The sequence below is a fragment of the Kribbella endophytica genome, assembly GCF_054781295.1.
This window is the reverse complement of record NZ_BAAGUR010000001.1, coordinates 3782137-3808859: the sequence shown is the minus strand read 5'-3', so window position 1 is coordinate 3808859 and position 26723 is coordinate 3782137. Positions and strand designations below refer to the sequence as shown.

At 68.4% G+C, this 26723-nt stretch carries 26 protein-coding genes, 2 tRNA genes and 1 pseudogene; 9 read left to right on the top strand and 20 right to left on the bottom strand.

All coding sequences use genetic code 11. From position 1 onward, the window contains the following. Positions 1-98: 98 nt before the first annotated feature. The 3 genes from clpX to ACYVIO_RS18240 all read right to left on the bottom strand — a co-directional run bounded on the left by clpX (position 99) and on the right by ACYVIO_RS18240 (position 2921). A complete protein-coding gene (clpX, locus tag ACYVIO_RS18250; RefSeq protein ID WP_460651971.1) occupies positions 99-1394 on the bottom strand; it encodes an ATP-dependent Clp protease ATP-binding subunit ClpX in 1296 nt (431 codons plus the stop codon). 258 nt (positions 1395-1652) lie between these two features. After that, complete coding sequence (locus tag ACYVIO_RS18245; RefSeq protein ID WP_184793430.1) at positions 1653-2264, bottom strand: ATP-dependent Clp protease proteolytic subunit; 612 nt, start codon at positions 2262-2264, stop codon at positions 1653-1655. A gap of 33 nt (positions 2265-2297) precedes the next feature. Then, on the bottom strand, positions 2298-2921 hold the full coding sequence (locus ACYVIO_RS18240; protein WP_425841139.1) for an ATP-dependent Clp protease proteolytic subunit: 624 nt from the start codon (positions 2919-2921) through the stop codon (positions 2298-2300). 119 nt (positions 2922-3040) lie between these two features. Between ACYVIO_RS18240 and ACYVIO_RS18235 the strand changes: the two genes are divergently transcribed. Next, positions 3041-3505 carry a GNAT family N-acetyltransferase gene (locus tag ACYVIO_RS18235; RefSeq protein WP_460651970.1) on the top strand — a complete coding sequence of 155 codons (465 nt, stop codon included), beginning with the start codon at positions 3041-3043 and terminating at the stop codon, positions 3503-3505. A gap of 54 nt (positions 3506-3559) precedes the next feature. Here ACYVIO_RS18235 and tig read toward each other — a convergent pair whose 3' ends face one another. Both tig and ACYVIO_RS18225 read right to left on the bottom strand, forming a co-directional pair. Then, positions 3560-4966 (bottom strand): trigger factor, encoded by a 1407-nt coding sequence (gene tig, locus ACYVIO_RS18230; RefSeq protein WP_460651969.1) that lies wholly within the window; start codon positions 4964-4966, stop codon positions 3560-3562. Between the two features lie 75 nt (positions 4967-5041). Beyond that, positions 5042-5114: transfer RNA gene (locus tag ACYVIO_RS18225), tRNA-Pro, on the bottom strand. Between the two features lie 158 nt (positions 5115-5272). Between ACYVIO_RS18225 and ACYVIO_RS18220 the strand changes: the two genes are divergently transcribed. Next, positions 5273-5343 (top strand) — tRNA-Gly (locus tag ACYVIO_RS18220). A 56-nt stretch (positions 5344-5399) separates the two neighbouring features. Here the strand turns inward: ACYVIO_RS18220 and ACYVIO_RS18215 are convergent. From ACYVIO_RS18215 to ACYVIO_RS18180, 8 genes and pseudogenes are all read right to left on the bottom strand, one after another. Next, a complete protein-coding gene (locus tag ACYVIO_RS18215) occupies positions 5400-5828 on the bottom strand; it encodes an NUDIX domain-containing protein (RefSeq protein ID WP_460651968.1) in 429 nt (142 codons plus the stop codon). 59 nt (positions 5829-5887) lie between these two features. Next, positions 5888-6229, bottom strand: a complete 342-nt coding sequence (locus ACYVIO_RS18210; RefSeq protein WP_460651967.1) for a hypothetical protein — start codon at positions 6227-6229, stop codon at positions 5888-5890. A gap of 62 nt (positions 6230-6291) precedes the next feature. Further along, positions 6292-6708, bottom strand: a complete 417-nt coding sequence (locus tag ACYVIO_RS18205; RefSeq protein ID WP_460651966.1) for a nuclear transport factor 2 family protein — start codon at positions 6706-6708, stop codon at positions 6292-6294. Between the two features lie 195 nt (positions 6709-6903). Next, positions 6904-6993, bottom strand: a pseudogene (locus ACYVIO_RS18200) (hypothetical protein); the annotation flags it as partial. 256 nt (positions 6994-7249) lie between these two features. Then, on the bottom strand, positions 7250-7777 hold the full coding sequence (locus ACYVIO_RS18195; RefSeq protein ID WP_460651965.1) for an NUDIX hydrolase: 528 nt from the start codon (positions 7775-7777) through the stop codon (positions 7250-7252). Positions 7778-7820: 43 nt separating this feature from the next. After that, positions 7821-8330 (bottom strand): NUDIX hydrolase, encoded by a 510-nt coding sequence (locus tag ACYVIO_RS18190; RefSeq protein WP_460651964.1) that lies wholly within the window; start codon positions 8328-8330, stop codon positions 7821-7823. 44 nt (positions 8331-8374) lie between these two features. Continuing rightward, positions 8375-10150 carry a vWA domain-containing protein gene (locus ACYVIO_RS18185; RefSeq protein ID WP_460651963.1) on the bottom strand — a complete coding sequence of 592 codons (1776 nt, stop codon included), beginning with the start codon at positions 10148-10150 and terminating at the stop codon, positions 8375-8377. A 3-nt stretch (positions 10151-10153) separates the two neighbouring features. Further along, positions 10154-11215 carry an AAA family ATPase gene (locus tag ACYVIO_RS18180; RefSeq protein WP_460651962.1) on the bottom strand — a complete coding sequence of 354 codons (1062 nt, stop codon included), beginning with the start codon at positions 11213-11215 and terminating at the stop codon, positions 10154-10156. 170 nt (positions 11216-11385) lie between these two features. Here ACYVIO_RS18180 and ACYVIO_RS18175 point away from each other — a divergent pair, with 170 nt between their 5' ends. The 3 genes from ACYVIO_RS18175 to ACYVIO_RS18165 all read left to right on the top strand — a co-directional run bounded on the left by ACYVIO_RS18175 (position 11386) and on the right by ACYVIO_RS18165 (position 18009). Further along, a complete protein-coding gene (locus tag ACYVIO_RS18175; RefSeq protein ID WP_460651961.1) occupies positions 11386-14136 on the top strand; it encodes a hypothetical protein in 2751 nt (916 codons plus the stop codon). A gap of 319 nt (positions 14137-14455) precedes the next feature. Next, entirely contained in the window at positions 14456-16120 is a 1665-nt protein-coding gene (locus ACYVIO_RS18170) for an ABC transporter ATP-binding protein (protein WP_460651960.1), read from the top strand. Beyond that, a complete protein-coding gene (locus ACYVIO_RS18165; RefSeq protein WP_460651959.1) occupies positions 16117-18009 on the top strand; it encodes an ABC transporter ATP-binding protein in 1893 nt (630 codons plus the stop codon). Before ACYVIO_RS18170 ends, ACYVIO_RS18165 begins: the two co-directional genes overlap by 4 nt. Before the next feature lie 112 nt (positions 18010-18121). On the opposite strand, the gene ACYVIO_RS18160 is transcribed toward ACYVIO_RS18165, so the two are convergent. Then, a complete protein-coding gene (locus ACYVIO_RS18160) occupies positions 18122-19081 on the bottom strand; it encodes a quinone oxidoreductase family protein (protein WP_460651958.1) in 960 nt (319 codons plus the stop codon). Next, complete coding sequence (locus tag ACYVIO_RS18155) at positions 19078-20274, bottom strand: Gfo/Idh/MocA family protein (RefSeq protein ID WP_460651957.1); 1197 nt, start codon at positions 20272-20274, stop codon at positions 19078-19080. Before ACYVIO_RS18155 ends, ACYVIO_RS18160 begins: the two co-directional genes overlap by 4 nt. Positions 20275-20324: 50 nt before the next feature. On the opposite strand from ACYVIO_RS18155, the gene ACYVIO_RS18150 reads away from it, so the two are divergent. Continuing rightward, complete coding sequence (locus tag ACYVIO_RS18150; RefSeq protein ID WP_460651956.1) at positions 20325-21245, top strand: LysR substrate-binding domain-containing protein; 921 nt, start codon at positions 20325-20327, stop codon at positions 21243-21245. 176 nt (positions 21246-21421) lie between these two features. On the opposite strand, the gene ACYVIO_RS18145 is transcribed toward ACYVIO_RS18150, so the two are convergent. Next, positions 21422-21808 carry a hypothetical protein gene (locus tag ACYVIO_RS18145; protein WP_460651955.1) on the bottom strand — a complete coding sequence of 129 codons (387 nt, stop codon included), beginning with the start codon at positions 21806-21808 and terminating at the stop codon, positions 21422-21424. Positions 21809-22084: 276 nt separating this feature from the next. On the opposite strand from ACYVIO_RS18145, the gene ACYVIO_RS18140 reads away from it, so the two are divergent. After that, the gene (locus tag ACYVIO_RS18140) at positions 22085-22678 is read left to right on the top strand and encodes a hypothetical protein (protein WP_460651954.1); all 594 of its coding nucleotides are present in this window, start codon (positions 22085-22087) and stop codon (positions 22676-22678) included. Positions 22679-22687: 9 nt separating this feature from the next. Next, positions 22688-23851 carry an AAA family ATPase gene (locus tag ACYVIO_RS18135; RefSeq protein ID WP_460651953.1) on the top strand — a complete coding sequence of 388 codons (1164 nt, stop codon included), beginning with the start codon at positions 22688-22690 and terminating at the stop codon, positions 23849-23851. Here the strand turns inward: ACYVIO_RS18135 and ACYVIO_RS18130 are convergent. Together ACYVIO_RS18130 and ACYVIO_RS18125 are read right to left on the bottom strand one after the other, a co-directional pair. After that, positions 23796-24686 (bottom strand): hypothetical protein, encoded by an 891-nt coding sequence (locus ACYVIO_RS18130; protein WP_460651952.1) that lies wholly within the window; start codon positions 24684-24686, stop codon positions 23796-23798. The genes ACYVIO_RS18135 and ACYVIO_RS18130 overlap by 56 nt on opposite strands. Before the next feature lie 3 nt (positions 24687-24689). Beyond that, a complete protein-coding gene (locus ACYVIO_RS18125; RefSeq protein WP_344167445.1) occupies positions 24690-25418 on the bottom strand; it encodes a CDP-alcohol phosphatidyltransferase family protein in 729 nt (242 codons plus the stop codon). Positions 25419-25533: 115 nt separating this feature from the next. On the opposite strand from ACYVIO_RS18125, the gene ACYVIO_RS18120 reads away from it, so the two are divergent. Beyond that, a complete protein-coding gene (locus ACYVIO_RS18120) occupies positions 25534-26061 on the top strand; it encodes a DUF6609 family protein (RefSeq protein WP_460651951.1) in 528 nt (175 codons plus the stop codon). On the opposite strand, the gene ACYVIO_RS18115 is transcribed toward ACYVIO_RS18120, so the two are convergent. Both ACYVIO_RS18115 and ACYVIO_RS18110 read right to left on the bottom strand, forming a co-directional pair. Next, positions 26058-26495: a nitroreductase family deazaflavin-dependent oxidoreductase gene (locus ACYVIO_RS18115; RefSeq protein WP_460651950.1), complete on the bottom strand. Its 438-nt coding sequence runs from the start codon at positions 26493-26495 to the stop codon at positions 26058-26060. The genes ACYVIO_RS18120 and ACYVIO_RS18115 overlap by 4 nt on opposite strands. A gap of 27 nt (positions 26496-26522) precedes the next feature. Continuing rightward, positions 26523-26708, bottom strand: a complete 186-nt coding sequence (locus tag ACYVIO_RS18110) for a hypothetical protein (protein ID WP_460651949.1) — start codon at positions 26706-26708, stop codon at positions 26523-26525. Positions 26709-26723: the final 15 nt, after the last annotated feature.

Sequence of the window (26723 nt, the reverse complement as noted above, 5' to 3'; positions counted from 1 at the left end):
GCTAGGAACCGACATCGTCCGAACGCGTCCCCCAACGGAAGGAAGCCGGCCCTCCGCCTGTCAGCGGATGGCCGGCTTCCTCACCGAAGTACAGAAACTCAGGCGGTCTTCTCGCGACGCTCGCGCTTGCGCTCGATCTGGTCGCGCGGGATCAGCGTCGGGTTGACGTTCTCCAGGACGACCTCGCCGGTGACGACGACCTTGGCGACGTCCTCGCGGCTCGGCACCTCGTACATCACGTTGAGCAGGACCTCTTCCATGATCGCGCGCAGACCACGAGCGCCAGTACCGCGCAGCAGGGCCTGGTCGGCGATCGCCTCGACCGCGTCCTCGCTGAACTCCAGCTCGACGTTGTCGATCTCGAACAGCCGCCGGTACTGCTTGACCAGCGCGTTCTTCGGCTCGGACAGGATCTTGATCAGCGCGTCGCGGTCCAGCGGCGACACGGTGGTGATCACCGGGAGCCGGCCGATGAACTCGGGGATCAGGCCGAACTTCAGCAGGTCCTCGGGCATCACGTCGGCGTAGCCACCGGCTTCGCGCGGCGCCTCGACCTCGTTGCTCATGCTGAAGCCGAGGGTCTTCTTGCCGACCCGCGCCTCGACCATGTGCTCCAGGCCGGCGAACGCCCCACCGACGATGAACAGCACGTTGGTGGTGTCGATCTGGATGAACTCCTGGTGCGGGTGCTTGCGTCCGCCCTGCGGCGGCACACTCGCGGTGGTGCCTTCCAGGATCTTCAGCAGCGCCTGCTGGACGCCCTCACCGGAGACGTCGCGCGTGATCGACGGGTTCTCGCTCTTGCGAGCGATCTTGTCGACCTCGTCGATGTAGATGATCCCGGTCTCGGCCTTCTTGACGTCGTAGTCGGCCGCCTGGATCAGCTTCAGCAGGATGTTCTCGACGTCTTCGCCGACGTACCCGGCCTCGGTGAGCGCCGTCGCGTCCGCGATCGCGAACGGGACGTTCAGCATCCGGGCGAGCGTCTGCGCGAGGTAGGTCTTGCCGCAGCCGGTCGGGCCGATCAGGAGGATGTTGGACTTGGCCAGTTCGACCGCCTCGTCCTTGGCGTGCCGGCCGGCGCTCGAGGCGCCCTGACCGTCACGGACCCGCTTGTAGTGGTTGTACACCGCTACCGCGAGCGCCTTCTTCGCCACGTCCTGTCCGACGACGTACGCGTTGAGGAAGTCGTAGATCTCACGGGGCTTGGGCAGCTCCGTCAGACCGACCTCGGAGCCTTCGTTCAGCTCCTCCTCGATGATCTCGTTGCAGAGATCAATGCATTCGTCGCAGATGTAGACGCCGGGACCGGCGATGAGCTTCTTGACCTGCTTCTGGCTCTTCCCGCAGAACGAGCACTTGAGCAGGTCGCCGCCGTCACCTATGCGTGCCACCGGGACAGATCCCTTCTCTCACTAGCTGAGGCCGGCCGAGCGATGTTGCCGTCTCGGACCTTGATCCGACGGTACCCCGCCCCGGGCCCTTACGCCGCCCTGTCCACAGCGTCGCGAGTACGCCTGTGGCGAACGGGAGGCCCTTGACGGGACGTCCGGCGGATTCTAGGGTCCCTCCGGCCGTCGGCCGGGCGGAACCCGCAGGCCCGCCGCGATCCCCGTGCGGTGCACCGGGATCGGCAGCGGGCCGAGGGTTGATCAGGCGCCGACCGGCACCGGGGCCTTGCGCGACTCCAGGACGGAGTCGATCAGGCCGTACTCCACCGCCTGCGCGGCGGTGAGGAACTTGTCCCGCTCGATGTCGCGGGACACCTCCTCGATGTCCTTGCCGCTGGCGTCGGCGAGCATCTTCTCCAGCAGCGAGCGCAGGCGCAGGATCTCGTTCGCCTGGATCTCGATGTCGCTGGACTGCCCGTAGGTGCCCTCGGTGGCCGGCTGGTGGATGATGATCCGGCTGTTCGGCAGGGCCATCCGCTTGCCCGGCGTACCGGCGGCCAGCAGCACGGCGGCGGCCGAGGCCGCCTGCCCGAGGCAGACCGTCTGGACGTCGGACTTGATGTAGCGGATGGTGTCGTAGATCGCGGTCAGCGCCGTGAACGAGCCGCCCGGGGAGTTGATGTAGATGCTGATGTCGCGGTCGGCGTCCATCGACTCCAGGCACAGCAGCTGCGCCATCACGGCGTTCGCGATCTCGTCGGTGATCGGCGTGCCGAGGAAGATCGTGCGCTCCTCGAACAGCTTGGTGTAGGGGTCGACCCGGCGCATGCCGTACGACGTGCGCTCCTCCCACTGCGGGATGAAGTAATTCATGCTGTGTCCAGTCCTAACGAACGAAGTGGGAGATCAGGAGTTCGGGCTGCCGCTGGTGAGCTGGGCAGCGCTGGCCACGACGTGGTCGATGAAGCCGTAGTCCTTCGCCTGGTCCGCGGTGAACCAGCGGTCGCGGTCGGCGTCGGTCTCGACCTGCTCCAGCGGCTGACCGGTGTGCTCGGCGATCAGCTTGAACAGCTGGGCCTTGATGTGCAGCGACTGCTGCGCCTGGATCTTGATGTCGGACGCCGTTCCGCCCATACCGCCGGAGGGCTGGTGCATCATGATCCGCGCGTGCGGCAGGGCGAAGCGCTTGTCCTTCGCGCCGGCGCAGAGCAGGAACTGGCCCATCGAGGCCGCCAGGCCCATCCCGACGGTGGCGACGTCGTTGGAGATCCACTGCATGGTGTCGTAGATCGCCATGCCGGAGTCCACCGAACCACCGGGGGAGTTGATGTACAGCCAGATGTCCTTGTTGGGGTCCTCGGCGTTGAGGAGCAGCATCTGAGCGCAGATCGCGTTCGCGTTGTCGTCGCGAACCTCGGACCCCAAGAAGATGATCCGGTTGCTCAGCAGGCGCTGGTAGATGTGGTCGTCGAGTCCGCCGGATCCGGTGCCGCCCGCGGCGGTGGGGCTGGCTGCAAATGTCTCGTTCACGAAGCCGACATTACTGGGCGAGGGCGACAGAGCTAAGGCCGGTGGCCAGGTGTTCGCTCACGGCGCACCGTGTCTGCTCTGAGCGAATGGTGCCCCTGGGGCTGGGAGAGCATGGGCGGATGCTGCTACGAGCGATGGATGCATCCGATCTGGACGAGCTGCTCGTGGTTCAAGAGGAGGGCGCGGTCCTTGGGCTGGGGGCCGTCTTTCCGCAGGCCGAGTACCCGTTTCCGCGGGAGTCGATCAGGGATCGCTGGGCTGTGGAGATCGCGGATCCGGCGATCCAGGCCTGGGTCGCGGTCGTGGACGGCCGGCTGGCTGGGTTCGCGGCGACGCGGTACGACGAACTGCTGCACTTCGGGACCGCGGTGTCGAGCTGGGGCTCCGGGCTGGCGTCGGAGCTGCACGACGCGGTGATCGGCACGCTGCGGGGTGACTGGCCGGGCGCACACCTGCACGTGTTCGAGGAGAACCATCGGGCTCGGCGCTTCTACGCCAAGCACGGCTGGTTCGAGACCGGGAGCAGCAAGCGCTCGGCGTACGCGCCGCAACCGCTGATGCTGGAGTACCGGCTGGACCTCTAAACGCGAGAACGCCCCGGACCCTCAGCGGGATCCGGGGCGTTCTCAGCGGCGTACTCAGGCCTTGGCAGGCTCCTCGGCCGGGGTCTCCTCGGCGGCGGCCTCGGTGACGTCAGCCTCAGCGGCCTCCGGGTCGGCGTACGAGCCGTCCGGGAGCAGCGTCTTCAGCTCGACCTCGTTGCCGGAGGCGTCGGTGACCTTGGCGTTCTCGACCAGGTAGGCCAGCGCCTTGCCGCGGACGACCTCGGACACCAGGCTCGGGACCAGGTTGTTCTCGACGGCGTGCTGGGCGAACTGGTCCGGGCTGACGCCGGAACGCTGCGCGTGCCGGACGATGTGCTCGGTCAGCTCCTGGTCGTTGACGCTCAGCTCCTGCTGCTCGGCGACCAGGTCCAGGACGAACTGCGCCTTGATGGCGTCCTCGGAGCGCTTCTTCAGGTCCTCGTCGAACTCCTCCGACGTCTGCTCCTCGCCCTCGAGGAACTGCTCGAAGGTCATCCCGGAGTAGCCGAGCTGCTGGTCCAGGTTCTCGCGGCGGGCGGCGACCTCGTCGGTCAGCAGACCGTCCGGCACCGGCACCTCGACGAGGGTCAGGATCTTCTCGAGTACGGCGTCGCGCGCGTCGCCGGCCTGCTCGAGGCGCTTGCCCTTCTCCAGACGGGTCCGGACGTCGGCCTTCAGCTCGTCGGCCGTGTCGAACTCCGACGCGGTCTGGGCGAAGTCGTCGTCGAACTCCGGCAGCTCCTGCTCCTTGACCGCGGTGACGGTCACGGCGACGTCGACGTCCTCGCCCTTGAGCGCGCCGCCGACCAGCTGGGTGACGAAGCTCTTGGACTCGCCGGCGCTCAGGCCGAGCACCGCGTCGTCCAGGCCGTCGAGCAGCTGACCGCTACCGACCTGGTACGACAGGCCGGTGGCCTGCGCCTCCTCGATCTTCTCGCCGTCCTTGGTGGCCGACAGGTCGAGGGTGATGTAGTCGTTGTCGGCGACCGCGCGCTCGACCGGGTTCAGCGAACCGAACCGCTGACGCAGCGACTCGATCTGCTCGTCGATCTCCTCGTCGGAGATCGCGATGTCCTCGACGGAGGCCTCGAGACCGGTCAGCTCCGGCAGCTCGATCTCCGGACGGACCTCGACCTCGGCGGAGAACTGCAGGCTCTCCTTGTCGTTGAACTCGGTCACGTCGACCTCGGGACGACCGATCGCCTTGACCTGGTTGTCCTGGACGGCCTGCGAGTACAGCTTCGGCAGCGCGTCGTTGATCGCCTCTTCGAGGACCGGACCGCGGCCCACGCGCTGGTCGATCACCTGCGGCGGGATCTTGCCCTTGCGGAAGCCCGGGACGACGATCTGGCTGCCAATGCTCCTGTACGCCGCGTCGAGGCTCGGCTTGAGCTCCTCGAACGGCACCTCGACGATGAGCTTGACCTTGGTCGGGCTCAAGGACTCGACGGTGCTCTTCACGGTGGCGGTTCTCCTTGGTCGATGACGATCACAGCACGCCCGGACAGGCCGTACCGCTGGTGCTGCAGGGGTTTGTCGGGGCGACAGGACTCGAACCTGCGGTCTCCTGCTCCCAAAGCAGGCGCGCTAGCCACTACGCTACGCCCCGCAGTGACCGAACGAGTCTAGTGGACGCGGAGGCATGCTCGCGCCCCCACCCCTGTTCTGGAGCCTAACGGGGTCGTTCAACCCGCTCCCGACAACCCGTTTTGAGCCTCGCCCCCGGATGTGAAATCATGACGTCCGTACCCGGGAGACCGGGTGCACGCGGGTGTAGCTCAATGGTAGAGCCCCAGTCTTCCAAACTGACTACGCGAGTTCGATTCTCGTCACCCGCTCAAAGGAAAGGCCCAGGTCGGTTGACCTGGGCCTTTTCGCATGGCCGGTACGACGCTCACGCGCGCTCGGGAAAGAGCCGGAGCGCTTCGACGACGAGCGGTGAGAACGCGTCCTGGTCGCGCGGGTCGTCCGCATCCACGAGAACGACCCCGCGGACGTCCTCGGCGACGAGGTCCTGGACGACGGGGCCCGCCACTTCCACCCGCGAGATGACACCGGTGTGGGTGAAGTCGACGGCCCGACCGGAGGAGTCGCGGCCCACGTGGAACTCGAACGCGACGCTGTCGAGCACGCGGGTCAGTTCGACTCCGCACTCCTCACGCAGCTCCCGCTCGAGCGTTTCCAGCTCGGTCTCCCCCGACTCAGGGGAACCACCAGGTAGATCCAGCAGTCCGTCGTACGGGCCGCGAGTCTTCCGCACCAGAACGACGCGCCCCTCCTGCCGCCAGACCGCATAGACACCGAAGTGCCGGGTGGGGTTCACCGGTGCTCCGTGCTCTCGCGAGAGATTCCTCGATGCGTTTCGTCCGCCTCCATGTCGGGTCAGGCGGGTTCGATGGTCAGGGCGGAGGGGTGCGGGAGTTCGGCTGGATCGGTGTCGGTTCCGCTGACCCATTCGATGCCGCCGAGGAGCTCGTGGTCGGCGTACTGGAAGGTGTAGAGGAACAGGCCGTCGTACGAGTCGGCCACTCCGGCGTTCACGCGGACGGTCATCCCTAGGCCGCCGCCGGCGTTGAAGTCGATGGACGGGCAACCGCAGCCACACACGCCGACGACGAGCACCTCGGCGGCCTGCTTGCGGAGGTGGGCAGCGCTGGGGAAGTCGGCTGCGAGAAGCGCTGCCAGTACGTCGCGCTCACGGGTTGTCAGCGGCCTCGGGTCCATGCGGCAATCGTGGCATTCGAGAAGGCTGAGGGCGATCGGGTTTGATGCTCGGCCGACTGGATTCATGGAGTGCAAGCTTCGGCAATCGACAGGCTGTTCTCGTACAGGTGGTGGCGGGTGATCCGGCCGTTCTCGACGGTCAGCCGGAGGGCGAACGGGCCTGCGAAGGACTTCCCCGTGGCTCGGACGGTCCCGGACAGATGGCCTGTCACGACGGCGTCGGTGCCGTCGACAAGTAAGGCGTCGATCGACGCACGGGCGTCCTCGGGCACGGTGTGCTCGGTCAGCTCGGGGGACTGGGCAGCGCACTCGGCAGCGGTGGAGCGAGGCCTGATCCACGGGACCCCAGGGTTGTCGGCGAGCATCCAGTCGACGTCCTCAGCGAAGAGCGCCGTCAGCCCTTCGGTGTCACCGGCAAGACGCAACTCGAGGAACTTCTGGGCAGCAGCACGAGTGGCATCCTCGGTCGAGATCGTCATAGTCCCAATCTGCCCGAGCACTAGCGGATCGTCGATTACCTCGCAGGTAACGCCGAACGTGCCTGGTGGTCGCAGGACGAAGTCCGGGACCCTGAGCGTCGGCAAGCGCTTAGGTCTTTCTGCACCAGGACAGCCCGCCGTGCTGCCGCCAGATCGCGTCAACACCGAGCTGCTCGGCAGGGCTCGCAGCACTCGTCACCCTGCGGCTGCCAGACGGGCGAATACCTCGTCCGGGGTCAGGTCGTAGCCAGTCGCGCGTGGGCCGGTCCAGTTGACGCCCACGAGGAGGCCGTCGCGTTGAAGACCGGGGAGCCAGCGGGTGCGCCAGGCGGTGGGGTGAGCTCGTCGGGGACGAAGGAGGCGTACGCCGGGACATTGGCGATCACCCGGCGTACGCGGGCCTCACTCGACCAGAACGGTGCCGACCGGCGACCCTCAGCGTCCATCGGCGCCGGGTAGCCGCCGGCGTCCCGGACGGTCCAGAGGCGCCCGGTGCGAGTGACCTCGACGAAGAAGGCCGCAGCTTGCGAGGCGCTCTGGCTCATGCCGGCCATTCTGCGACGTCCAGCAGCGGGAGCCAGCGGCGGTCTCGGCAATGGACGCGAATCTCGGCCGAGGTCAGCCAGGCTGCTTCGGAGCATTCGGAGTCGGGCTCGGGGGTAGTTGGACGGCCAGGCTCGGTGAGGCGGGTGCTGAAGTAGGCCATGTAGCCAGTCGGGTGAGGGTACCGAAAGCCGTCGGGCTTGGGCCCGTGGAGCTGCAGTCGGTTCCAGCCGAGCACCGTGAGGGCGGACTCGTCGAGCCGCCAGCCTGTCTCCTCGCGGAGCTCCCGGACAGCGGCCTCGTGCGGGGTCTCGCCAGGCGAGATGTGCCCGCCAGGCAAATCCCACCCGCCACGAGCCGGCAAATCGGCGTACCGGAGCAGCACGCGCGACGAGCTGTCGAACAGCAGCACGAACGCCGTACTGACCAGCTCGTACGGCGGCAGCTCACCCGACGCGAAGAGCTCACTGCGATGAGCCAGATCGAGATCAGGCAGAACCCCTGACCAGAGCAACTTGTCGGGCATCGCGGAGTCCGCCTTCGCTCAGGTGGTGATGGCGCCGGCTCGACTAATACGTCCACGCGTTGTTGGTGAGGGTGAAGGTCCAGTCCGCCGGCGTGGAATCGGTCAGGTAGGCGACCGCGGGAACGCTGAGTGGCGGGTACGGGAGGGCCGTCAGGTGGGTGATGGCATCCGCGATGGGGAACCAGCGGGCTTCCAGGACCGAGTTGTCCGGGTCGTCTGGTGCGAAGGCCCACTCAGCGGTCGTGGCCGCGTAGTTGAAGGCCTGACTCACCGGCTGGTCGTCGTGGTGGACGGTGGTGGTCCAGACCTGGGTGAACGCGGACGGCGGGAGCTGGAGGCCGGTCTCCTCGCGGAGCTCCCGTACGGCGCCCGCGAGAGGCGCTTCACCGGGCTCGACGGCTCCGCTGGGCAGGTTCCAGTGCTCACGGTCCCAGGTGTCGTACTGCTCGCGGACGAGAGCGATCCGGTCGCCGTACCGGACGACGACACCGACGTACTGCTGCATCCGGCGAGCGTACGTCGGCAGCAGCCGGTCGAACGACCAGCGGACCATGTCAATTGATGCAACTGCTCGTTGCTGGCAGCAACGAGCACCAGCTACTGAACCCGGAAGACCGGACCCCGTGGAGTGAACGGCAGCGTGGCCCCCGGCGGGATCAGGTACGCGTGCGTACGCCGGACCCGCAGCGTGTCGCAGTCGGCGTCGGTGATGATCAGGACGGGCGCCTCCCGCGGGAAGTCGTCCGCGTGGTCCAGCAGGTTGAGCGCGGGCTGCAGAACCGTGCCGCCCCGACCGCGAAGCTGGACCCGCCCGGCGATCTCGTCGACGGGGACGTAGCCGGCGTCGTACGGAGCCGCGTCGCAGTAGACGACCCGGGCAGCAGGCACGTCGCGGGCGTGGGAGTAGGAGGCGATGGCCCCCAGCGCCTTGCCGAGCAGCCGGGTGTCCATGGACGCCGAGGTGTCCAGCACCACGCCGTACGTCGGCAGCAGCTCCGGGCGCTCAGGACGGACCCAGCCGGGCCGCGGGATGTCCGGCGTACTGGCCTGGCGCCGAGACGCCCGGGCGTACGAGCGAGTGGGCTGCGCGGACGGGACGTGCTCCTCGAACCAGCGCGCGAGCTGAGCGTCCCACTCCAGCGGCGGGTGCTCCAGCGCGCGGATCTCCTCGACCAGCCCAGCAGGCAGCAGCCCACGCGACTCGTCGTGGTACGCCAGCCCGGTACTCAGAGCCCGCCGGTAGATGTCGTCCAGACCAGCCGCGCGGCGGCCTTCACCGGGATGCGGCAGCGGCTGACCGAGTACGTCGCCCAGCCCGACGCCGCGGAGCGTCGCCAGCTTGCGGTAGCGGCGCAGGTCGCGCGCGATGCGGTCGTAGACCTCCTCCGCCGACAGTCCCTTGAGCTCGGCGTCGTACAGCGCGCCCTCCGGCATCGTGCCGACACCCATTTCCAGCAGCCAGCCGTTGATGACCAGGTCGGCCGCGACGTTCCACAGGTACGGATCGCGACCGCCGACGCGTTCCCCGTGGCGCAGTGCGGCGTGCAGCATCTCGTGCGCCATCACGAACCGCCACTCCCCTGGCGTCAGCCCGGCCAGCGGGTTCACGTAGATCTCCCCCGCCACAGCACTCACCGCGGCCACCCGGATGTCCCAGTTGCGCGCAAGCTCCACTTCGGCGACCACCGTCATCGAAGCGGCCAGCGCACCCATCAGCGGGTACGACGAAACGAACCACCCCAGCGCGGCGGTCCAGTCGTCCACCCGCCCACGCGAATCGGACAGCGTCGAGCGCACGCCGCCCGCCACATCCACCGCCGCTGTCGCAGCCGCAGACAGCCCCACAGCGAAGCGCTCAGGCCAGTCAGGCGGTTTCCCCCAACCGGTCCAGGGCGCGGTCGTCACATCAGGCTGGTTGCCGTTGACGCCGCACCGCGTGTGCTCGTCCGGTACGCCGTTCGCACGCCACAGCCGGGCCAGCGCGTCCTCGTCCGTCCCGGGCAGGACCACCGGCAGGTCGACGACAGGGCGGCCGAGCTTCAGCGCCTGGAGGAACCGGTTCACAGCCACGTCGTACGCCGCGGAGGCGGCGTGATCAGGAGCCGGCCGCTTCGGCGAGGCATGATCCAGCCCTAGGTGGATCAGCAGATGCGCGAACACCCAGGCCCACTCGTCCGCGGTCGCCCGTCGGGTCCGGTGAACGAGGATCTCCCGCGACGTACCGACCGTGGCCCAGCCGTCGGCCGCAACAGTGTCGCTGCGACGCGGGGTGTCACCGGCCAGCGCAGCGAACAGCGGATGCGCGGACACCCGCTGCCACCCCTCCAGGATGGCCTCGAGCGCGGGATCCTTCCGAGCGGGACGCCGAGGCATGGCTCAGTTCCGCGCCGCAACGAGCCGTGGAAGGTCGCGGGTGACCTCGACCAGGAACCACGTGGGCAGCACCGCACGACCGTCGTCGTCCGACGCGATCACGACCTGCGCGATCTCCAGCGAGATCTCCGCCAGCTCCACCAGCAACGCCTTGCCGCGATGGGCGAGCTGCCGCGACGCAGCGCTTCCCGACGTCTTGTCGGCCGGCAGCTCCTTCACCAGCCGAGCACGGAAGGTCTCAGCCAGGAAGTAGAGCAGGTCGCGATCGCTAGGAGCACTGGGCCAACCGACCTCGCCCTTGAGCACCGCCTCCAGCCCGAACGCGTTCCGCACCGTCTTCACGAACGCCCGGAACCCCGACGCGTGCGCCGCCGTCACGGTGCCGAAGGCAAGCACGCGCAGCATCTCGTCGCCGATGTCGTCGCCGTACGAGTGCAGCGCGTCGGACAGCATGTGCCAACTGCGCGGCGAGGAGAACGGCTCCTCCGTCTTCGGCGGCGCGGTCCACAGGTGGTCCGGCCGGTTCCGCAGGTAGTCGAGCACCCACGGGTGAATCCCCGCGCCGCCGGCCCAGGCCAGCCAGTCGCTCGCGGACGCCCGCAGGTGGACGTGGACGAGCCGGTTCAGCAGCGCGGACGCCATCGGCCGGGCCAGGGCGTTGTCGGTCGCGCGGTTCCCCGCGCCGATCACGACAGATCCTTCGGGCAGCTCGTACTCCCCGATCCGCCGGTCCAGGATCAGCGAGTAGAACGCCTTCTGCACCTCCGGCGAGGACGCGTTGAGCTCGTCCAGGAACAGGCAGTACGGCGTGTCCCGCGCGATGCTCATCGGCGGAGCGAAGCGGCTGCGGCCGTCGACGATCTGCGGTACGCCGATCAGGTCCTCCGGCGCGAGCTGCGTTCCGAGCAGTGTCACGCACTCGAGTCCGAGCGAGTCGGCGAACGCGCGCACCAGGCTGGACTTGCCGATCCCGGGTGCTCCCCAGAGGAAGACCGGGCGGACGACAGCGACGTGCAGCAACACCTCGGGCAACTGCTTCGGCGTCACGGTGACGGCAGCCTGCATCGGATCCTTTCGCGCGGTTCGGAGTCTCGAGGGTCCCGCAGTGCGGACCGTGCTGTCACCGGGTTTTCCACAGCGCAGAATCAGGCACCGAGCATGGCATCGTTCCCACGGCATCCTTCCGTTGTCAGCAGAAAGCGATTAACGTGCCGAACTTCGTAAGGGGGCCTGGAGTGAGAAAGCATCGACTGGTCGCGGCTGGGGTCGCACTGATCTTGTTGCCGATGGGTGCCGGCCGGGTAATGGCCGCGGAGCCACCGCCACACCTCGGCGAGGGCCAAGCCGTCGGCAATCGCACAGTGAGCGACCCGCCGTACAGGCTCCGCGCGGTGACGAGCCAGTACTACGTGACGTCGTACGCGCAGCCCAACGATCTCGCCCCAGAGCCGTGGGAGGTCCAGAGCACGACCAACGGCGCGACCGCGCGGACGATCGACAGATCGCCCGAGCAACCCGACCAGGCGCCCGCGTTGCTGGGCAAGTACGCCGTCCAGGTGGGCTCAGGCGTGGTGACGTTCCGCGATCTCGCGACCGATGCGAGCAGCCAGGTCAGCGTCCCGGCAGATGCCGTGTACGAGGGGACCTACGCCGGCGGCGTGCTGCTCCGCCGTGGATCCACGATCTCGCTCAGAGCCCTGAACAACACGGAGAAGACCGTCACCGGCGCCGCCGGCGATCCAACGATCCTGGACAGCAACGACTCGTCGCTCCTGCTCGGCATGTCCGGACGCGTCGCGATCGTCGACGTCGCGACCGGTGCGGCGACCGCGGTCACCACACTCGCCGCCAACCCAGCTTGGGCAGCACTGACCCCGAACCGCGTCATCTGGCAGACCGCCGCCACCGAGACGACCCGCTCCCTCGCCTGGAAGCAACGCACCACAACAACGACAGGCACGATCCAGATCCCGTACGGCGAGCCGATCCTGCCGCTCGGCGACGACATCGCGGTGCGCCTGGGCAGCGAGCTCATCAAGGTCAGCGGAACCAGCACTGTCACCAGACCGTTCGTCACCGGTGTGCACGACGCGGCCGATCTGACCACCGGCCGGTTACTGGTCAGTGCTCAGAGCAAGGTCGCGTCGGTCGGCACTGACGGAGTGCTGCAGACCGTCAAGGCGACGCCGGCCTTCAACGCCCAGGTCCAGTACCTCGGCCTGTCGGGCGCTCGCCTGATCACCTCCGACCAACAGCCCGCCCACACGCTCTACGAGACGAGCAACAACGGCACGGCCTGGACAGCGACCGGCGGCAGCAACACCGGCAAACCGTTCCAGCTCGAAGGAACGTCTCTGCTCTCCTTCGACGCCACGACAGCCCGGGTCGGCGAGCTGACCTTCCCCGCCGCTGACGACGTCCTGCTTGGTAAAGGCGGCAAACTAGTCGCCCACAACGGCGAGATCTACGACGTCGCCAGCAAGGCCAAGCGTCTCGACCTCGCGGCACCGTTCGCGCTTGCGGGCAGCACTGCCTGGAAGGTCACTGAGCCCGGCGTCCTGCAAGGCCAGGACGTCACCGCCGGCACGACCAAAACCATCACCGTCGCCAGCGGCTGCACGATCGGCCCGAACGCCGTCAACGGCCGCTGGGCGCTGCTCACAGGCTGCGCCGGCGGCAACCAGGTCATCGACGTCACCGGCCCCGAGCCGCCGCGCAACCTGACCGTCCCCGCCGACGCCCAGCTCGGCAACGGCTTCGTCGCCCAGCTCGCGAACGGTGAGGACGCGAACGGTCTACCCGCCAAGGAACTCCTGGTCACCGACCTGAACGACGCCGCCCTCGGCCAGCGCCGCTACGGCCCGGTCCTGGGCCGCTTGCAGCAGGCAACGTTCCGCGCCGACGGCGCCGGCCAGCCCAAGATCGCGTACGCCGACCCGACCGCCCGGCCGCGGGTGATCACGCTGGGCTGGCTGAAGCCCGACCCGCAGCAGCGGACCGACCAGACTCCCCCGGTCCTCACCACGGCGAGCGCCGGCGACCGGATCCGCGACTTCACGACGGCAACCTTCATCTGGTCCTTCACCGACCCCGCCGACGACCCGCACGAACCGGCCACCGGCGTCGAGAGCTACGACGTCCGGATCCAGCAGCGCCCGACGCCGACCTCGCCGTACGGGGCCTGGCGGGAGGTCGCCGGCTGGCAGGGCATCAAGATCACCGAGGTCAGCCTGACCGCGAACCCGGGCATCGACACCTGCTGGCAGGTCCGCTCCCGGGACAAGGCGCTCAACCTGAGCGCGTGGAGCGCGTCGTACTGCAGCGAGACCGACGGCACCGCCCCGACGTACGTGAGCAGCCGGCCCGGCGATCGCGTGATCCTGACGCCGGCGCAGACGTACAGCTACTCGTTCACCGACAACCTCGACCCGGTCGCGTACGACGTCGCCTACCGCGGCGCCGCGCCCGGTCAGCCCCTCGGAGCCTGGGTCTACCCGGCGGCCTGGACGACCCTGCAGGACACCTCGGTCGCCTGGGGTGCGAACGCCGGCTCCGAGCGCTGCTTCCAGGTCCGGGCCCGGGACGTCATCGGGAACATGTCGGGCTGGTCGCCGCAGACCTGCTCGGTCTACCCGCAGGACGACCGGGCACTGACCTCGGTCGGCTCGGTCACCCGCGGCAGCAGCACGCTCGGGTTCCTCGGCACCACGTCGACGCTCAACGCCAAGGGCGCGGCGCTCACCAAGACCAGCGAGTCGGGTGTTCGGATCGCCCTGATCACGCTGAACGGGCCAGGTCAGGGCTCGGTCGACGTGTTCCACGCGGGCGTCAAGATCGCCTCGGTCTCGCTCGCCGCGACCACGCAGACCCGCAAGGTCACCTACCTGCCGGTCACCGCGTACCGGACCGGCGAAGTGCGGGTTGTGTCGACCTCAACAGCCCCGGCAGCCGTCGACGGGATCGCATTTCTCCGGTCGAATCCATAACGAAGCGTAATGACTGTGAGCCCCGTCACCGCGCGGTGCCGGGCCCCGGTCATTGCAGGTAGCAGCAGTTACATCACCGGGGAATGGAATTCTGAGGACAAGCGCTGACCCCTGAGAGATACTGGAAATCGCGCCGTTTTCCGGTAGCAATCCCATTCACAGGCCGAGCATGTTGGGAAGTGCGCCCCTCCAGATGCCCTCAGAGCACCCTGCCCAAGCGCCGTCGATCGCAGCCCCTACCACCCGAGCCCCCGCCCGCAGCCGAAACCTGTGGCGGTTACGGCCCTACCTCCGACCCCACCGGCACCGCCTGGCGATCATGTTCTCCACGGCCGTTCTCGGTGTCGGCGTCAGCCTCAGCGTTCCCCTCGTCACCCGGGCCATCATCGACGGTCCGGTCACCCGCCGCGAGCTCGACCTGCTGTTCCCGCTCGCCTTCCTCGCCCTCGGGCTCAGCATCAGCGAGGTCCTGCTGGTCTGGGCACGCCGCTGGGCACAGTCCCGGGCCGTCAGCGACCTCGAGGCAACCCTGCGGCACGACCTGTACGTCCGGCTGCAGACGCTGCCGATGGAGTTCCACAACCGCTGGCAAAGCGGTCAGCTGCTGTCCCGGGTGACCGTCGACCTGTCGACGATCCGCCGGTTCATGGGCTTCGGCCTGCTGTTCCTGGTGATCAACATCCTGCAACTGATCGTCGTCACCATCCTGCTGCTGCGGCTGTACTGGCCGCTCGGCGTCGTGGTCGTCGTCGCCGCCGTACCGATCATCGTGGTGTCGCTGAAGTTCGAGAAGAAGTACCTGGCGATCTCCCGCCGGGTGCAGGACCAGCAGGGCGACCTGGCCACCAGCATCGAGGAGTCAGCCCTCGGCTTCCGGGTGATCAAGGCCTTCGGCCGGCGCGAGCACGTCAAGGCCCAGTTCGACAACGGCGCGGTCAAGCTCTACGGCACCTCGGTGGAGAAGGTCCGGCTGGCGTCGCGGTTCTGGACCTTCCTGGAAGTGATCCCGAACCTGACCCTCGTGATCGTGCTGCTGCTCGGCGCGCTCGCGGTCGGCCGGGACGCGATCACGCTGGGCACGCTGGTCGCCTTCATCACGCTGATGCTGTCGCTGATCTGGCCGGTCGAGTCGCTCGGCACCATCCTCGCGATGGCGCAGGAAGCGATGACGTCGGCGGACCGGATCAGCGAGATTCTCGACACCAAGTCGACGATCGAGTCCGGGCCTGAACAACTCGACAACCCGCAGGGCCACCTGCGGTTCGAGAACGTCAGCTTCCGGTTCTCGCCGGACTCCGACGACGTCCTGCACGACATCAACCTCGACCTCACCCCCGGGACGACGCTGGCCCTGGTCGGCGCCACCGGGTCGGGCAAGACCACGCTCACCGCGCTGGTTCCCCGGCTGTACGACGTGACCGGCGGCCGGATCACCATCGACGGCCACGACGTCAGGGACCTCGACCTGAAGTCCCTGCGCAGCGCGGTCGCGTCGGCGTTCGACGACCCGACGCTGTTCTCGATGTCGGTCCGCGAGAACATCACGCTCGGCCGCCCGGACGCCACGGACGCCGACGTCCAGCAGGCCCTGGAGATCGCCCAGGCGACCTTCGCCAACGACCTGCCCTGGGGTCTCGACACCCGGGTCGGCGAGCAGGGCATGTCGCTGTCCGGTGGTCAGCGGCAACGACTGGCCCTGGCGCGCGCGGTGCTCGCCAAGCCCGCCGTACTGGTGCTCGACGACACGCTGTCCGCGCTGGATGTGCACACCGAGGCCCTGGTCGAGGAAGCGCTGCGCAACGTGCTCTCCGCGACCACCGGCATCGTGGTGGCACACCGGGCGTCGACGGTGATGCTCGCCGATCAGGTCGCGCTGCTGGAGAACGGCACGATCACCCACGTCGGTACTCACCACGAGCTGCTCGCCACCGTTCCGGCGTACCGGCAGCTGCTCGCGGCCGAAGAGGAGGAGGTGCACGCATGACAACGACCCAGCAACCACCTCAGCCTCGCCCCGATCCGGAGGAGAACCGGAGCCCGGAGCAGATCATCGACCGGGAGGCGTCCTGGCGCGGGTACGCCGAGCAGGGCGACGACGAGCTGTCGCGGGCCACGACCGTGCGCCTCAAGGAGCAGTCCCGCAAGCTGCTCGGCGAGCTGCTCCGCCCGTACAAGAAGCTGATCTGGATCCTGGTCGCGATCGTCGTGGTGGAGAACGCCGCGCGGCTCGCCGTCCCGTACCTGGTCCACCTCGGCATCGACAAGGGCATCCCGCCGATCCTGGCGGGCGAGGGCAACCAGACCCTGCTCACGGTCGTGTTCGCCGTCCTGGCGTCGGCGCTGATCCAGGCGTTCGCCCGGCAGGTGTTCCTGATGCGATCCGGCCGGCTCGGCCAGACCATCCTGCTCGGGCTGCGCCGGCGGGTGTTCGACCACTTCCAGCGGCTCAGCCCGTCGTTCCACGACCGGTACACCTCGGGCCGGGTGATCTCGCGACTGACGTCCGACGTGGACGTCATCGACGAGATGCTCGAGACCGGGTTCGACGGTCTGGTGACGGCACTGCTGACCCTGGTCGGTACGGCGATCCTGCTGCTCACGCTGGACGTCAAGCTCGGCCTGCTCGCGCTGCTGTCGTTCCCGGTGCTGTTCTTCCTCACCACCTGGTTCCGGCGCCGGTCGCAGCTGGTCTACCGGCGCAGCCGGGAAGCGGTCGCGCTCGTCATCGTGCACTTCGTCGAGTCGATGACCGGGATCCGCGCGGTCCAGGCGTTCCGCCGCGAATCGCGCAACGAGGAGATCTTCCACGGGGTGAACGACCGCTACCGGGAGGCGAACCTGGAGTCGTTCCGGATCAACGCGATCTTCATGCCGTCGATCAAGGGCGTCGGCAACATCACCATCGTCGCGATCCTCGCGTACGGCGGCTGGCAGGCCTACCACGGGCACGTCACCGTCGGTGTGCTGACCGCGTTCCTGCTCTACCTGCGGCAGTTCTTCGAGCCGCTGCAGGACATCTCGCAGTTCTACAACACGTTCCTTTCCGCGAGCGCGGCGCTGGAGAAGCTGTCCGGCGTACTCAACGAAACTCCTGACGTGCCCGAGCCGAAGGAGCCGGCCAAGCCGGGCCAGAAGGCGCGGGGACACCTGGAGCTGCGGGACGTGAAGTTCTCGTACGTCGACGGGGTGGCCGTGCTGCCCGGGCTCGAACTCGATGTCCCGGCCGGGCAGACCCTTGCCCTGGTCGGTACGACGGGCGCGGGCAAGACGACGATCGCCAAGCTGGTCGCGCGCTTCTACGACCCGACCGGCGGTCAGGTGCTGCTCGACGGGCTCGACCTGCGCAAGCTCACCGAGGACGACCTGCGCGAGCGGGTGGTGATGGTGACGCAGGAGAACTTCCTGTTCACCGGCACGGTCGCCGACAACATCCGGTTCGGCAAGCCGGACGCGACGATGGACGAGATCGTCGAAGCCGCCAAGGTGATCGGCGCGCACGACTTCATCGTGCGGCTGCCGAACGGGTACGAGACCGCGGTGGAGAAGCGCGGTTCCCGGTTGTCGGCCGGTCAGCGTCAGCTGGTCGCCTTCGCCCGGGCGTTCCTCGCCGACCCCGCGGTGCTGATCCTGGACGAGGCGACCTCCAGCCTCGACATCCCCAGCGAGCGGCTGATCCAGCGCGCGCTGCGCACGATCCTCGCCGACCGCACCGCGATCGTGATCGCCCACCGGTTGTCCACGGTGGAGACCGCGGACCGGGTGATCGTGCTCGAGCACGGCAGGATCATCGAGGACGGCACGCCGGACTCACTGATCACCCACGGCGGTCACTACGCCGGACTGCACCAGGCCTGGGAGGACTCGCTGGCCTGACGGTCTGGGAGGACTTCCCGGCCTGATGGCCTGGGAGAACTCGTTGATCTTCTGATGCACCGAGTGATTGTTGCTCAGGGCCCCTTCCGTTCGCGGGAGGGGCCCTGTTCCTTCAGGGAACGAGTAGTAGCTTGCCGGTCGTACGGCGGGCCTCCAGATCGGCATGCGCCTGAACTGCTTCGTCGAACGGGTAGATCGCGCCGAGATGCGGCGTGACGTGCCCGTGGTCGACCCACGCGAACAGATCAGCTGCCCGCTTCTGCAGTTCATCACCAACCACGTAGTCGCGCAGAGTCGGCCGGATCACCGTCAAGGAGCCGTGCCGCAACCTCATCAGATCGAACGCCGGTACCGGCCCACTCGACTGCCCGTACAGCACGAGTGTCCCGCGCCGACCCAGACAGGCCAGCGAGTCCTCAAAGGTGGAGGCCCCGACGCTGTCATAGACCACGTCGGCGCCCGCAGGTCCCGCGCCGGTCTCGTCGTGGACGGCCTCGGCGAGATCGGAGTAGGTGACGACCTGGTCGGCGCCGGCCTTCTGGGAAAGCTGCGCCTTCTCGGGGGTCGAGACGGCGGTGATGACGTGGGCGCCTTGGAGTTTGGCGATCTGGGTCAGGAGGAGGCCCACTCCGCCGGCGCCTGCGAGGATCACCACCACGTCGTCAGGGGCGATCTGGTACGCGTCGGTGGCGAGGTAGTGCGCAGTGAGTCCTTGGGTCGGGAGGGTCGCGGCGAGGTCGTCGGAGATGCGGTCCGGTACGGCGATCAGCCGGTCGGCGGGGATCGCGAGCTCCTCGGCGTACGAGCCCGTGATGCCTTGCCAGCAGACGCGTTCGCCGATCGACCGGTCGGCTCCCGGGCCGACCTCGACGATCGTGCCGCTGCCTTCGTCGCCGGGGATGTACGGGAGGGCGCGCGGGTACGCGCCGGTGCGCTCCTGGACGTCGAGGTAATTGACGCCGATCGCCTTGACGGCGACTCGGACCTGACCTTCCTGCAGTGTCGGCGCGGGTTTGTCGACCACCTGCAGGACCTCGGGGCCGCCGTACCGGCTGACCTCGACGGCTCTCATGCGGTGTGCCAGGCCTCGACTGCCTGCTGCACGCGGTACGCCGTCGCGAAGTCGGCGAGGTTGGCCGGGTGATGCCCGCGCACCGCCTCGGCGAAGAGCGACAGTCGTGTCTCCTCGCCGCCTCGTTCGCCGGGTAGCTCGACCGGCTCCCACTCATTGCCTTCAGCAACAAACAGATGCTGCCAGTCGCGCAGCATGTACGAGCGCTCCGACCCACGCACGATCCATTCGTACGCCGTAGGTCCCGCGACCACACCGCTCACCTGCACCGGCACGTTGCCCGCCCGATACAACCCGAACGCCGCAACCTCACTCCCCGGTCCGCGATGCTCGAGGTGAAGGTCCACCGGAGTCAACGGCCCGATCAGCCGATCAGTCAGGTACGCGAAGTGCGAGAACACCTCCCGAACAAACCCACCCTGAGCCCGCTCCCCCAACCACCCAGCCCCCACCTGAAACGCCCGAGGCCACTGAGGAAACGCCAACCGAATCTCCACCGCCCGAACCTCCCCCACCCCAAGCCCGCCGCCCTGCCCCGCCCGCCCTGCTTCCGCAGCAGACCCGGCATCCTCAGCCTGCCTGGCTCCGTCGGCAGTCGCCGACGCCGACGCGGTCCCCACCCGCGTGGCAGCCGCCGCATCGCCTGCTCCTCCGGCTTGCCCGGCTCCTCCGGTCTGCCCTGCATCTCCGGCGTACCCGGCATCCTCGGCCTGCGCGGCACCTTCGGCTTGCCCGGCTTCTTCGGCTTGCGCGGGGCGGTCCGCACGGTCGGGGTGTAGGAGGTGCTCCAAGTACAAAGTGGCGCGGCGGTCGGAGAGGGCGAAGTTGACTGCTGCTGCCTTGCCTGAGGTGGTGGCCGCGTCGAGCATGCGTTGGCCGTCGGCCAGGCTGATGGACAACGGCTTTTCGCAGAAGACTGCGTGGCCGGCGGTGAAGGCTGCTTCGGTCAAGGCGGCGTGAGTGGCGGGTGGGGTGGCGATGTAGACGGCGTCGACGTCGGCCGCGATCACCTCGGCGGGGGTGGTGGCGAAGTGGATCGACGGGTGTTGCTCGGCGTACCGGCTGACGGTCGACGCGTCGAGGTCGGCGGCGGCGACCACGGTGTACTCGGGGTGGGTGGTGGCGATCTGGAGGACTCGGGCGCCCATCGCGCCGAGGCCGATGATGCCGAGGCGTACTGGTGGTGTGGTCACGGATCGAGTCTGCAGGGCGATCGACCTTTCAGTCCATCTACTCTTGGCGAATGAAACCGTTAAGGGCCGACTTCATCGACGATCTGCGGCGGTTGCGCGTACTGCGGGAGTTCCGTGAGCGCGGGACTGTGACGGCGACCGCCGATGCGCTGCACCTGACGCCGTCCGCGGTCTCGCAGCAGCTTGCAGGGCTGGCGCAGGACGTCGGGTTCCCGGTGACGCGGCGGGATGGGCGGCGGATCGTGCTCACCGATCGCGGGGCTGCGCTGCTGAAGCACGCCGATGCCGTGTTCGCTCGGCTCGAGCAGGCTCGGCATGATCTGGAGACCTGGGACGAGACGCTGCGCGGCGAGCTCACGATCGGCGCGTTCTCCACTGCGTGCGCCGGGCTGCTGCCCGCGGTACTGACGTCACTGCGGGCCGACTATCCCGATCTGCAGGTCTCGCTGCGGCAGCTCGATCCGCCGGATCTGTTCGATCTCCTCGATGCCGGGCGGGTGGACCTCGCGCTCGCTGTCAGCTTCGACGGTTCGCCTGCGACGCGCGACCCGCGGTATCACCGCGTCGACCTCGGCCCCGACATCCTCGACGTCGCCCTGCCGGCCGATCATCCGCTGGCCGGCGAATCGTCGATCGACCTCCGCGCGCTCGACGACGACCTCTGGATCACCGGTACGCCGAACGGCTGCTGCGCCGCCATCACCTCCACCGCCTGCGCTGCCGCCGGGTTCACTCCCCGCATCACCCACCGAGTCGACGACTGGCACGCCGTCACCCAGTTGGTCGCGCGCACCCACGCCGTAGCCCTGTTCCCCCGGCTCGCCCAGCAGGACCTCCCACCCACCGTCGTCATCCGCCCCACCCGACCGCCGCACCCCCAGCGCCACCTGTTCGCCGCAGTCCGCGAAGGCGCCCAGAACTCACCCCTCCTCCAAACCACCCTCACCCACCTCACCCAGGCAGCCCGCTGACATGCGTAGGCCGACACCCACCACTGACCAACCTCCCCCGGGATCGGGCACATGATTAACCCACCTCGCCCAAGCAGCCCGCTGACATGCGTACGCCGACGCCTGCCACTGACCAACCTCCCCGAGCCGGGCACATGACTGACCCACCACGCTCAGAGCCGCCGCCAACTGGGGGCCTAATCAGTGGTGGGCGTCGGCCAGCCCAGCTGGTCAACTACGCCGAGACGACGTTCGGGTCCGCTGCCGATGTCGATCTGATCCTGCCGTGTCTCAACGAGGCCGCTGCCGAACGCCTGGTCGACGACATCGCCCCGGAGACCACCGGCGCGATCCACGCCACGGTTGGCCATCTGCCAACTCGGCGAACTCCAGGAAGCTAAGCGCCGAGTTGATCCGGCGCTCGTCCAGCGCGGCCTTGAACGGAGCCTCCCCGATCTGTCGCCGCGCGACGAGCCGACGATCGGGCTGGTCGGTGCTGGGCTGGGGGCGCGGACGGCAGCGGCGATCTCCTCGTGCCCGTGGCCGACCAGGACGGCGTCGATGCCCGGCACCTGTTCGGCCATCGGCTTCGCCGTACGAGCGCGTTGCCGTGTCTCCCACGCCGTGCTCTCTCGGCTGGCGACGCGGTCGCCTGGCATGCGCACGCCGACGCCTGCCGACTAGCCTGTCCGGCGGCGTCCTCCCGATCCGGCGCACCGCAGCCCGGCCCGGCTCAGGGCCCCCACGTGCGGCGCGCTCGGTGGGCTGCAGGCGCCAGCCCACCACACCAGCCCGCCCGGCCAGCACTGGTGGTCGGCCGTCTGGCCTCTTCCACGACCTGACTCAGATGGGCCATTGACATGCGCACAGCAGCAGACCTGAAGAACAAGTGGCTCGCCGAGATCCCGCTGATGCTCGAACGCACCGGGATGTGGGTCGGCTCGGGCGGGGAGGCCGAGACGCTGCTTCGGCGGCTGGTTGAAGACCTTTGTTTCCTGGACGAGCGTGATCCGCAGCCGATGCTCGACGAAGATCGCCAGCGCTACGGATCGGAGGGCGTGCCTGGCCCGTTCTGGCGGCTGTTCGGGAGGGATGGGCGGTACGGCGCCGAAGTGGCTTCGGTGTATGCCGACTACCTCCACCGGCTCGGGTACCTGGAGGTCGAGCCGGTGGACTGGCGGCCGCTCGCCGGCGCGGCTCGCGCGGGGCTGGGCGATCTGAGCCGCGAGGAGGTCGAAGCAACCTACGGACGGCCGAGTCTGGTGGTGGACGGGCGGGTCGGGTGTTACGTGTCTGCGGACGGGTGGCTGTACGTCGACTACCAAAAGGCGCTGCAAGCGGGGCAACCGAGGCCGCAGGAGTTGGTGCGGAACGTGCGGATGCCGGCGGAGTCCTTCGATGACGGCATCGTCCTTACGCCGTACGGGAAGAGGCTTGTCGGTGGTCGTTTGTAGCGTGGCGGCATGCTCACGACGTTGGCGGTGGAGAGTTATCGGTCCTTGCGGCGGGTGGTGGTGCCGTTGGGGCGGGTGAATGTGGTGACGGGGGCCAACGGGAGTGGGAAGTCCAGCCTGTACCGCGCGCTCAGGTTGCTGGCGGATGCTTCGCGGAATGGGGCGGTGGCGGCATTGGCGCGGGAGGGCGGGCTGCAGAGCACGCTCTGGGCCGGGCCGGATGTACTGGGGAAGGCCGTACGGCGGGGTGAGTATCCCGTGCAGGGGACGGTGGGCGGCGGGCCGGTGAGTTTGCGGATGGGGTTCGCGTCGGAGGACTACGGGTATGCCGTGGACTTCGGGCTGCCGACGATGGGTGGGCCGTTCGGGCAGGATCCCGAGATCAAGCGGGAGGCCTTGTGGGCGGGGCCGTTCTTCCGGCCGGCGTCGTTGCTGGTGGACCGCAAGAACGCCGGCGTGCGAATCCGGGACGAGAACGGCGGGTGGATCGACGGCGGGTACCAGCTGCAGTCGTTCGACAGCATGCTGAGCGAGTACGCCGACCCGCACCGCGCGCCGGAACTGATGGCGGTCCGGGAGCGCATCCGGGGCTGGCGGTTCTACGACCACCTGCGGACCGACACCGACGCGCCCGCGCGGCAGGCGCGGATCGGGACGCGGACGCCGGTGCTCGACGCCGAGGGCGCCGATCTTGCGGCAGCGCTGGAGACGATCAACCAGATCGGCGATCGGGACGCGCTCAATCAAGCGATCGAGCAGGCCTTCCCCGGCAGCACGGTGGCGGTCGGCAACAGGTCCGGCCGGTTCGAGATTGTCTTCCGGCAGCACGGACTCCTCAGGCCGCTAGCTGCCGCCGAGCTGTCCGACGGCACCCTGCGCTACCTGCTATGGGTCGCAGCCCTGCTCACTCCGCGTCCGCCCGAACTGCTCGTCCTCAACGAGCCCGAGACCAGCCTGCACCCGGATCTCCTGCCGGCGTTGGCGAATCTCGTCATCACGGCGGCGAAGGAGACCCAGGTGATCCTGGTGACGCACTCCCGTCCGTTCCTCGCCGCGCTTCAAGCCAGCGGCCAGGACGTCCGCACGATCGAGCTCGTGAAGGACTTCGGCCAGACCGCTATCGCGGGTCAGGGCCTGCTGGACGAGCCTCCGTGGAAGTGGCCGTCTCGCTAGCGTCCTTCACCGACTCGAAGCGGACCAGGACCAGCGCGCCGATCGCCGTCAGGACGAACCCACCAACCGCAGCGACGCCCCACCCAGCCCGTACGGCGTCATCTAGCACGAAGACGCCAACAGCAGCCGGTGTGATCGTCTGCAACGCGATCATCGGCGTCGTCGCCAGCGTCACCGATCCGCGCTGCAGCGCCAGCGAGTACAGGATGAACGCGAGCGCACCACTCAACGGCAGCGTGTACGTCGTGAAGCCCTGCAGCAGTTCGCTGATCGAGCCGTCCTCCAGCAGGCGGGCCGAGATCGCCACCCCGGCGTACCCGAGCCCCGCGAGCAGTCCCAGCAGCGCTGTCGCACTGGCATGCTCGGATCGGCTCGCGACCGCGCCCAGCACGATGATCACGATCAGCCCGACCAGTACGCCGATCGTCAGTCCGTGATGCCGAGCGCTCTCCCCCGCATGACCGGCCGACACGGCCAGGACGCCGAGGCCGACGCAGACCGCGATCACCGCGCCCCACTCGACCGCCGACAGCTTGTCGCCCATCCAGCGGGTGGCGAGCAGGGCGGTGACGACCAAGCTCGCCGCGATCCCCGCCTGGGCCAGGTAGAGCGGCAGCAGCCGAAGGGCCACGAAGTGCAGCCCGAAGCCGGCCAGATTGAGCACCAGCGCGGCCAGGAACGGGCCCTGGTGCAGCAAGGCGGCGACGAACGCGCCCAGCCGCCGCGGATCCAACTCGGACTCGGTCGGCACCTTGCGGGAGCCGACCGCCTGCAGGATCGCGGCGACGCCGAACAGAACGGCCGCCCCGAGTGCGGCTCCCAGACCGAGCAGCACTACTCAGGCTGCCTTGCGCCGCGGCGCCCAGAAGGTCAGGTAGAGACTCAGTCCGCCGTAGTAGACCAGGTACGCCAGCGACAGGGCGACGACGGCCGGGTTCGGGTCGGGCATCTGCGCCAGCAGTACGGCGTACGAACCGAGCCAGATCGCGGTGGTCAGCAGGTTCATCGACCGGAACACCTTGGTGCGCGACGGGTAGACGTACTTCACCGGGACGAAGACCAGGATCGAGCACGTCACCAGGATCACGCCGGTCGCGAACGGGGTCAGTCCGAGGATCACCACGTAGAAGGCGACGACGTTCCAGTAGCTGGGGAAGCCGAGGAAGAAGTGGTCGTCGGTCTTCGCGTCGACGCGGCAGAACTGGTAGCTCGACGCAAGCAACGGCAGTGCCGCGAGCACCGCGCCCCAGGAGCCGGACGGCAGGTACCCACCGGTCCACAGCAGCACGATCGGGGCGAAGGCGTAGGTCAGGTAGTCGACGATGTTGTCCAGCATCGCGCCGTCGAACCACGGGATGGTCTCCTTGACCCGCAGCCGCCGGGCCAGCATCCCGTCGGTCCCGTCGATCACCAGCGCGGCCAGCATCAGCCACAGCGCCCGGACGGCGTCACCGTCGATGGCGGCGATCACGATCAGCAGCGCCAGCACGGTGCCGCTCGCGGTGTAGGCGTGCAAGGCCAGGCCTGCCAGCCGCAGCCGCGTCGATCCGACGAAAGGTTCGCGCACCGCGTCGTGTGTGGTCAGCAGAACTCCCAGAACTCGGTCGACGCCACGCGTCGGACAATCTGCTTCAGCGTCTCACAGGCGGGGCTCTAGACCGTTCACCGCATACCCTTCGGCGGTGGATCTGATCACGGACTTTACCGGGATGGCGAAGACGTTCCCCTTGATGCGGGGTGGCGGGGCACTGCTCGTGCTGGTCGGGCTCGGCCTGGTGGTCGGTGGGATCGGCGGCCGGCGATGGTTCCTGCCCGGTCTGATCACCGGCGCCGCTCTCGCCGTACTGGTGATGATGATCGGCGGCATCACCAAGACGATCTTCGAGGGCCTCGGCTACCCGGCGATCTACCAGTACGTCGCGTTCGGCATCGGCGTCGTCGCCGAGGTCGGCCTGGTCAACCTGGTGGTCGCCAAGGTGCCGGACCGGACCTCACGCGAGTTCTGGCTGTGGATCCTGCTGGTGGTCGGCGTGCACTTCCTGATCCTGGCGTTCTCGCACGGACCGATCTGCGGGCTGCTCGGCCTGCTCTGCATCCTGAACGCCGGACTCGGACTGCTCGTCCCGGGGATCCCCTACCGCACCCTCTGGATCACCGACGGCGTCCTGAAGATCGCCGCCGGGTCCAGCATGGTCTGGCTCAGCTACTAGTTCTTCGGCTCCAGGAGGAAGACCGGGATCTTCCGGGTGGTCTTCAACTGGTACTCGGCATACGTCGGGAACGCCTCCACCGAGCGCTTCCACCACAGGTCGTACTCCTCGCCGTCGATCTCGCGCGCGACGTACTCCCCGGTCTCGGTGCCGTCCTGGACCTGGACGTTCGGGTCGGCCTCGAGGTTGTAGTACCAGACCGGGTTCTTCGGGGCGCCGCCGAGCGAGGCGACCGCGGCGTACACGCCGTCGTGCTCGACCCGCATCACGGGAACCTTGCGGAGCTTGCCGGACTTGTTGCCAATCATGGTCATGAGCACCACGCTCAGGCCGTTGAAGCCGGCCGCCTCGGTCGAGCCGGTCTCGTCGATCTTCTCGACGGCGTTGCGGACCCACTCGGCCGCGCTGGGGGCGTATTCCTTCTCGGATGACATGTCACCCAGCCAACCACACGGACCAGGTCAGCGGACGTTCGTCTCACGCGCCCTCCGGGCAGCGGCGACCTTGGCGGCGCGCTGGCGCTCCATGTGGCGGCGCGGATCCTGCGAGTCCGGCAGGGTCGCCGGGCCGGCCACGTGCAGCAGCAGCCAGGTCAGCCGCCACCGGATCCGGTAGAACACGCTGAGCCCTTCGTTCTTCGCGCTCATCACAGACTCCCTGAT

Bases quoted from the DNA above. Each gene is read 5' to 3' on its own strand.
- ACYVIO_RS18245 (WP_184793430.1), bottom strand. From the start codon at position 2,264: ATGAATTACTTCATCCCGCAGTGGGAGGAGCGCACGTCGTACGGCATG.
- ACYVIO_RS18235 (WP_460651970.1), top strand. From the start codon at position 3,041: ATGCTGCTACGAGCGATGGATGCATCCGATCTGGACGAGCTGCTCGTG.
- ACYVIO_RS18210 (WP_460651967.1), bottom strand. From the start codon at position 6,229: ATGGACCCGAGGCCGCTGACAACCCGTGAGCGCGACGTACTGGCAGCG.
- ACYVIO_RS18205 (WP_460651966.1), bottom strand. From the start codon at position 6,708: ATGACGATCTCGACCGAGGATGCCACTCGTGCTGCTGCCCAGAAGTTC.
- ACYVIO_RS18195 (WP_460651965.1), bottom strand. From the start codon at position 7,777: ATGCCCGACAAGTTGCTCTGGTCAGGGGTTCTGCCTGATCTCGATCTG.
- ACYVIO_RS18190 (WP_460651964.1), bottom strand. From the start codon at position 8,330: ATGGTCCGCTGGTCGTTCGACCGGCTGCTGCCGACGTACGCTCGCCGG.
- ACYVIO_RS18185 (WP_460651963.1), bottom strand. From the start codon at position 10,150: ATGCCTCGGCGTCCCGCTCGGAAGGATCCCGCGCTCGAGGCCATCCTG.
- ACYVIO_RS18180 (WP_460651962.1), bottom strand. From the start codon at position 11,215: ATGCAGGCTGCCGTCACCGTGACGCCGAAGCAGTTGCCCGAGGTGTTG.
- ACYVIO_RS18170 (WP_460651960.1), top strand. From the start codon at position 14,456: ATGTTCTCCACGGCCGTTCTCGGTGTCGGCGTCAGCCTCAGCGTTCCC.
- ACYVIO_RS18165 (WP_460651959.1), top strand. From the start codon at position 16,117: ATGACAACGACCCAGCAACCACCTCAGCCTCGCCCCGATCCGGAGGAG.
- ACYVIO_RS18160 (WP_460651958.1), bottom strand. From the start codon at position 19,081: ATGAGAGCCGTCGAGGTCAGCCGGTACGGCGGCCCCGAGGTCCTGCAG.
- ACYVIO_RS18150 (WP_460651956.1), top strand. From the start codon at position 20,325: ATGAAACCGTTAAGGGCCGACTTCATCGACGATCTGCGGCGGTTGCGC.
- ACYVIO_RS18145 (WP_460651955.1), bottom strand. From the start codon at position 21,808: ATGGCCGAACAGGTGCCGGGCATCGACGCCGTCCTGGTCGGCCACGGG.
- ACYVIO_RS18140 (WP_460651954.1), top strand. From the start codon at position 22,085: ATGCGCACAGCAGCAGACCTGAAGAACAAGTGGCTCGCCGAGATCCCG.
- ACYVIO_RS18135 (WP_460651953.1), top strand. From the start codon at position 22,688: ATGCTCACGACGTTGGCGGTGGAGAGTTATCGGTCCTTGCGGCGGGTG.
- ACYVIO_RS18115 (WP_460651950.1), bottom strand. From the start codon at position 26,495: ATGTCATCCGAGAAGGAATACGCCCCCAGCGCGGCCGAGTGGGTCCGC.
- ACYVIO_RS18110 (WP_460651949.1), bottom strand. From the start codon at position 26,708: ATGAGCGCGAAGAACGAAGGGCTCAGCGTGTTCTACCGGATCCGGTGG.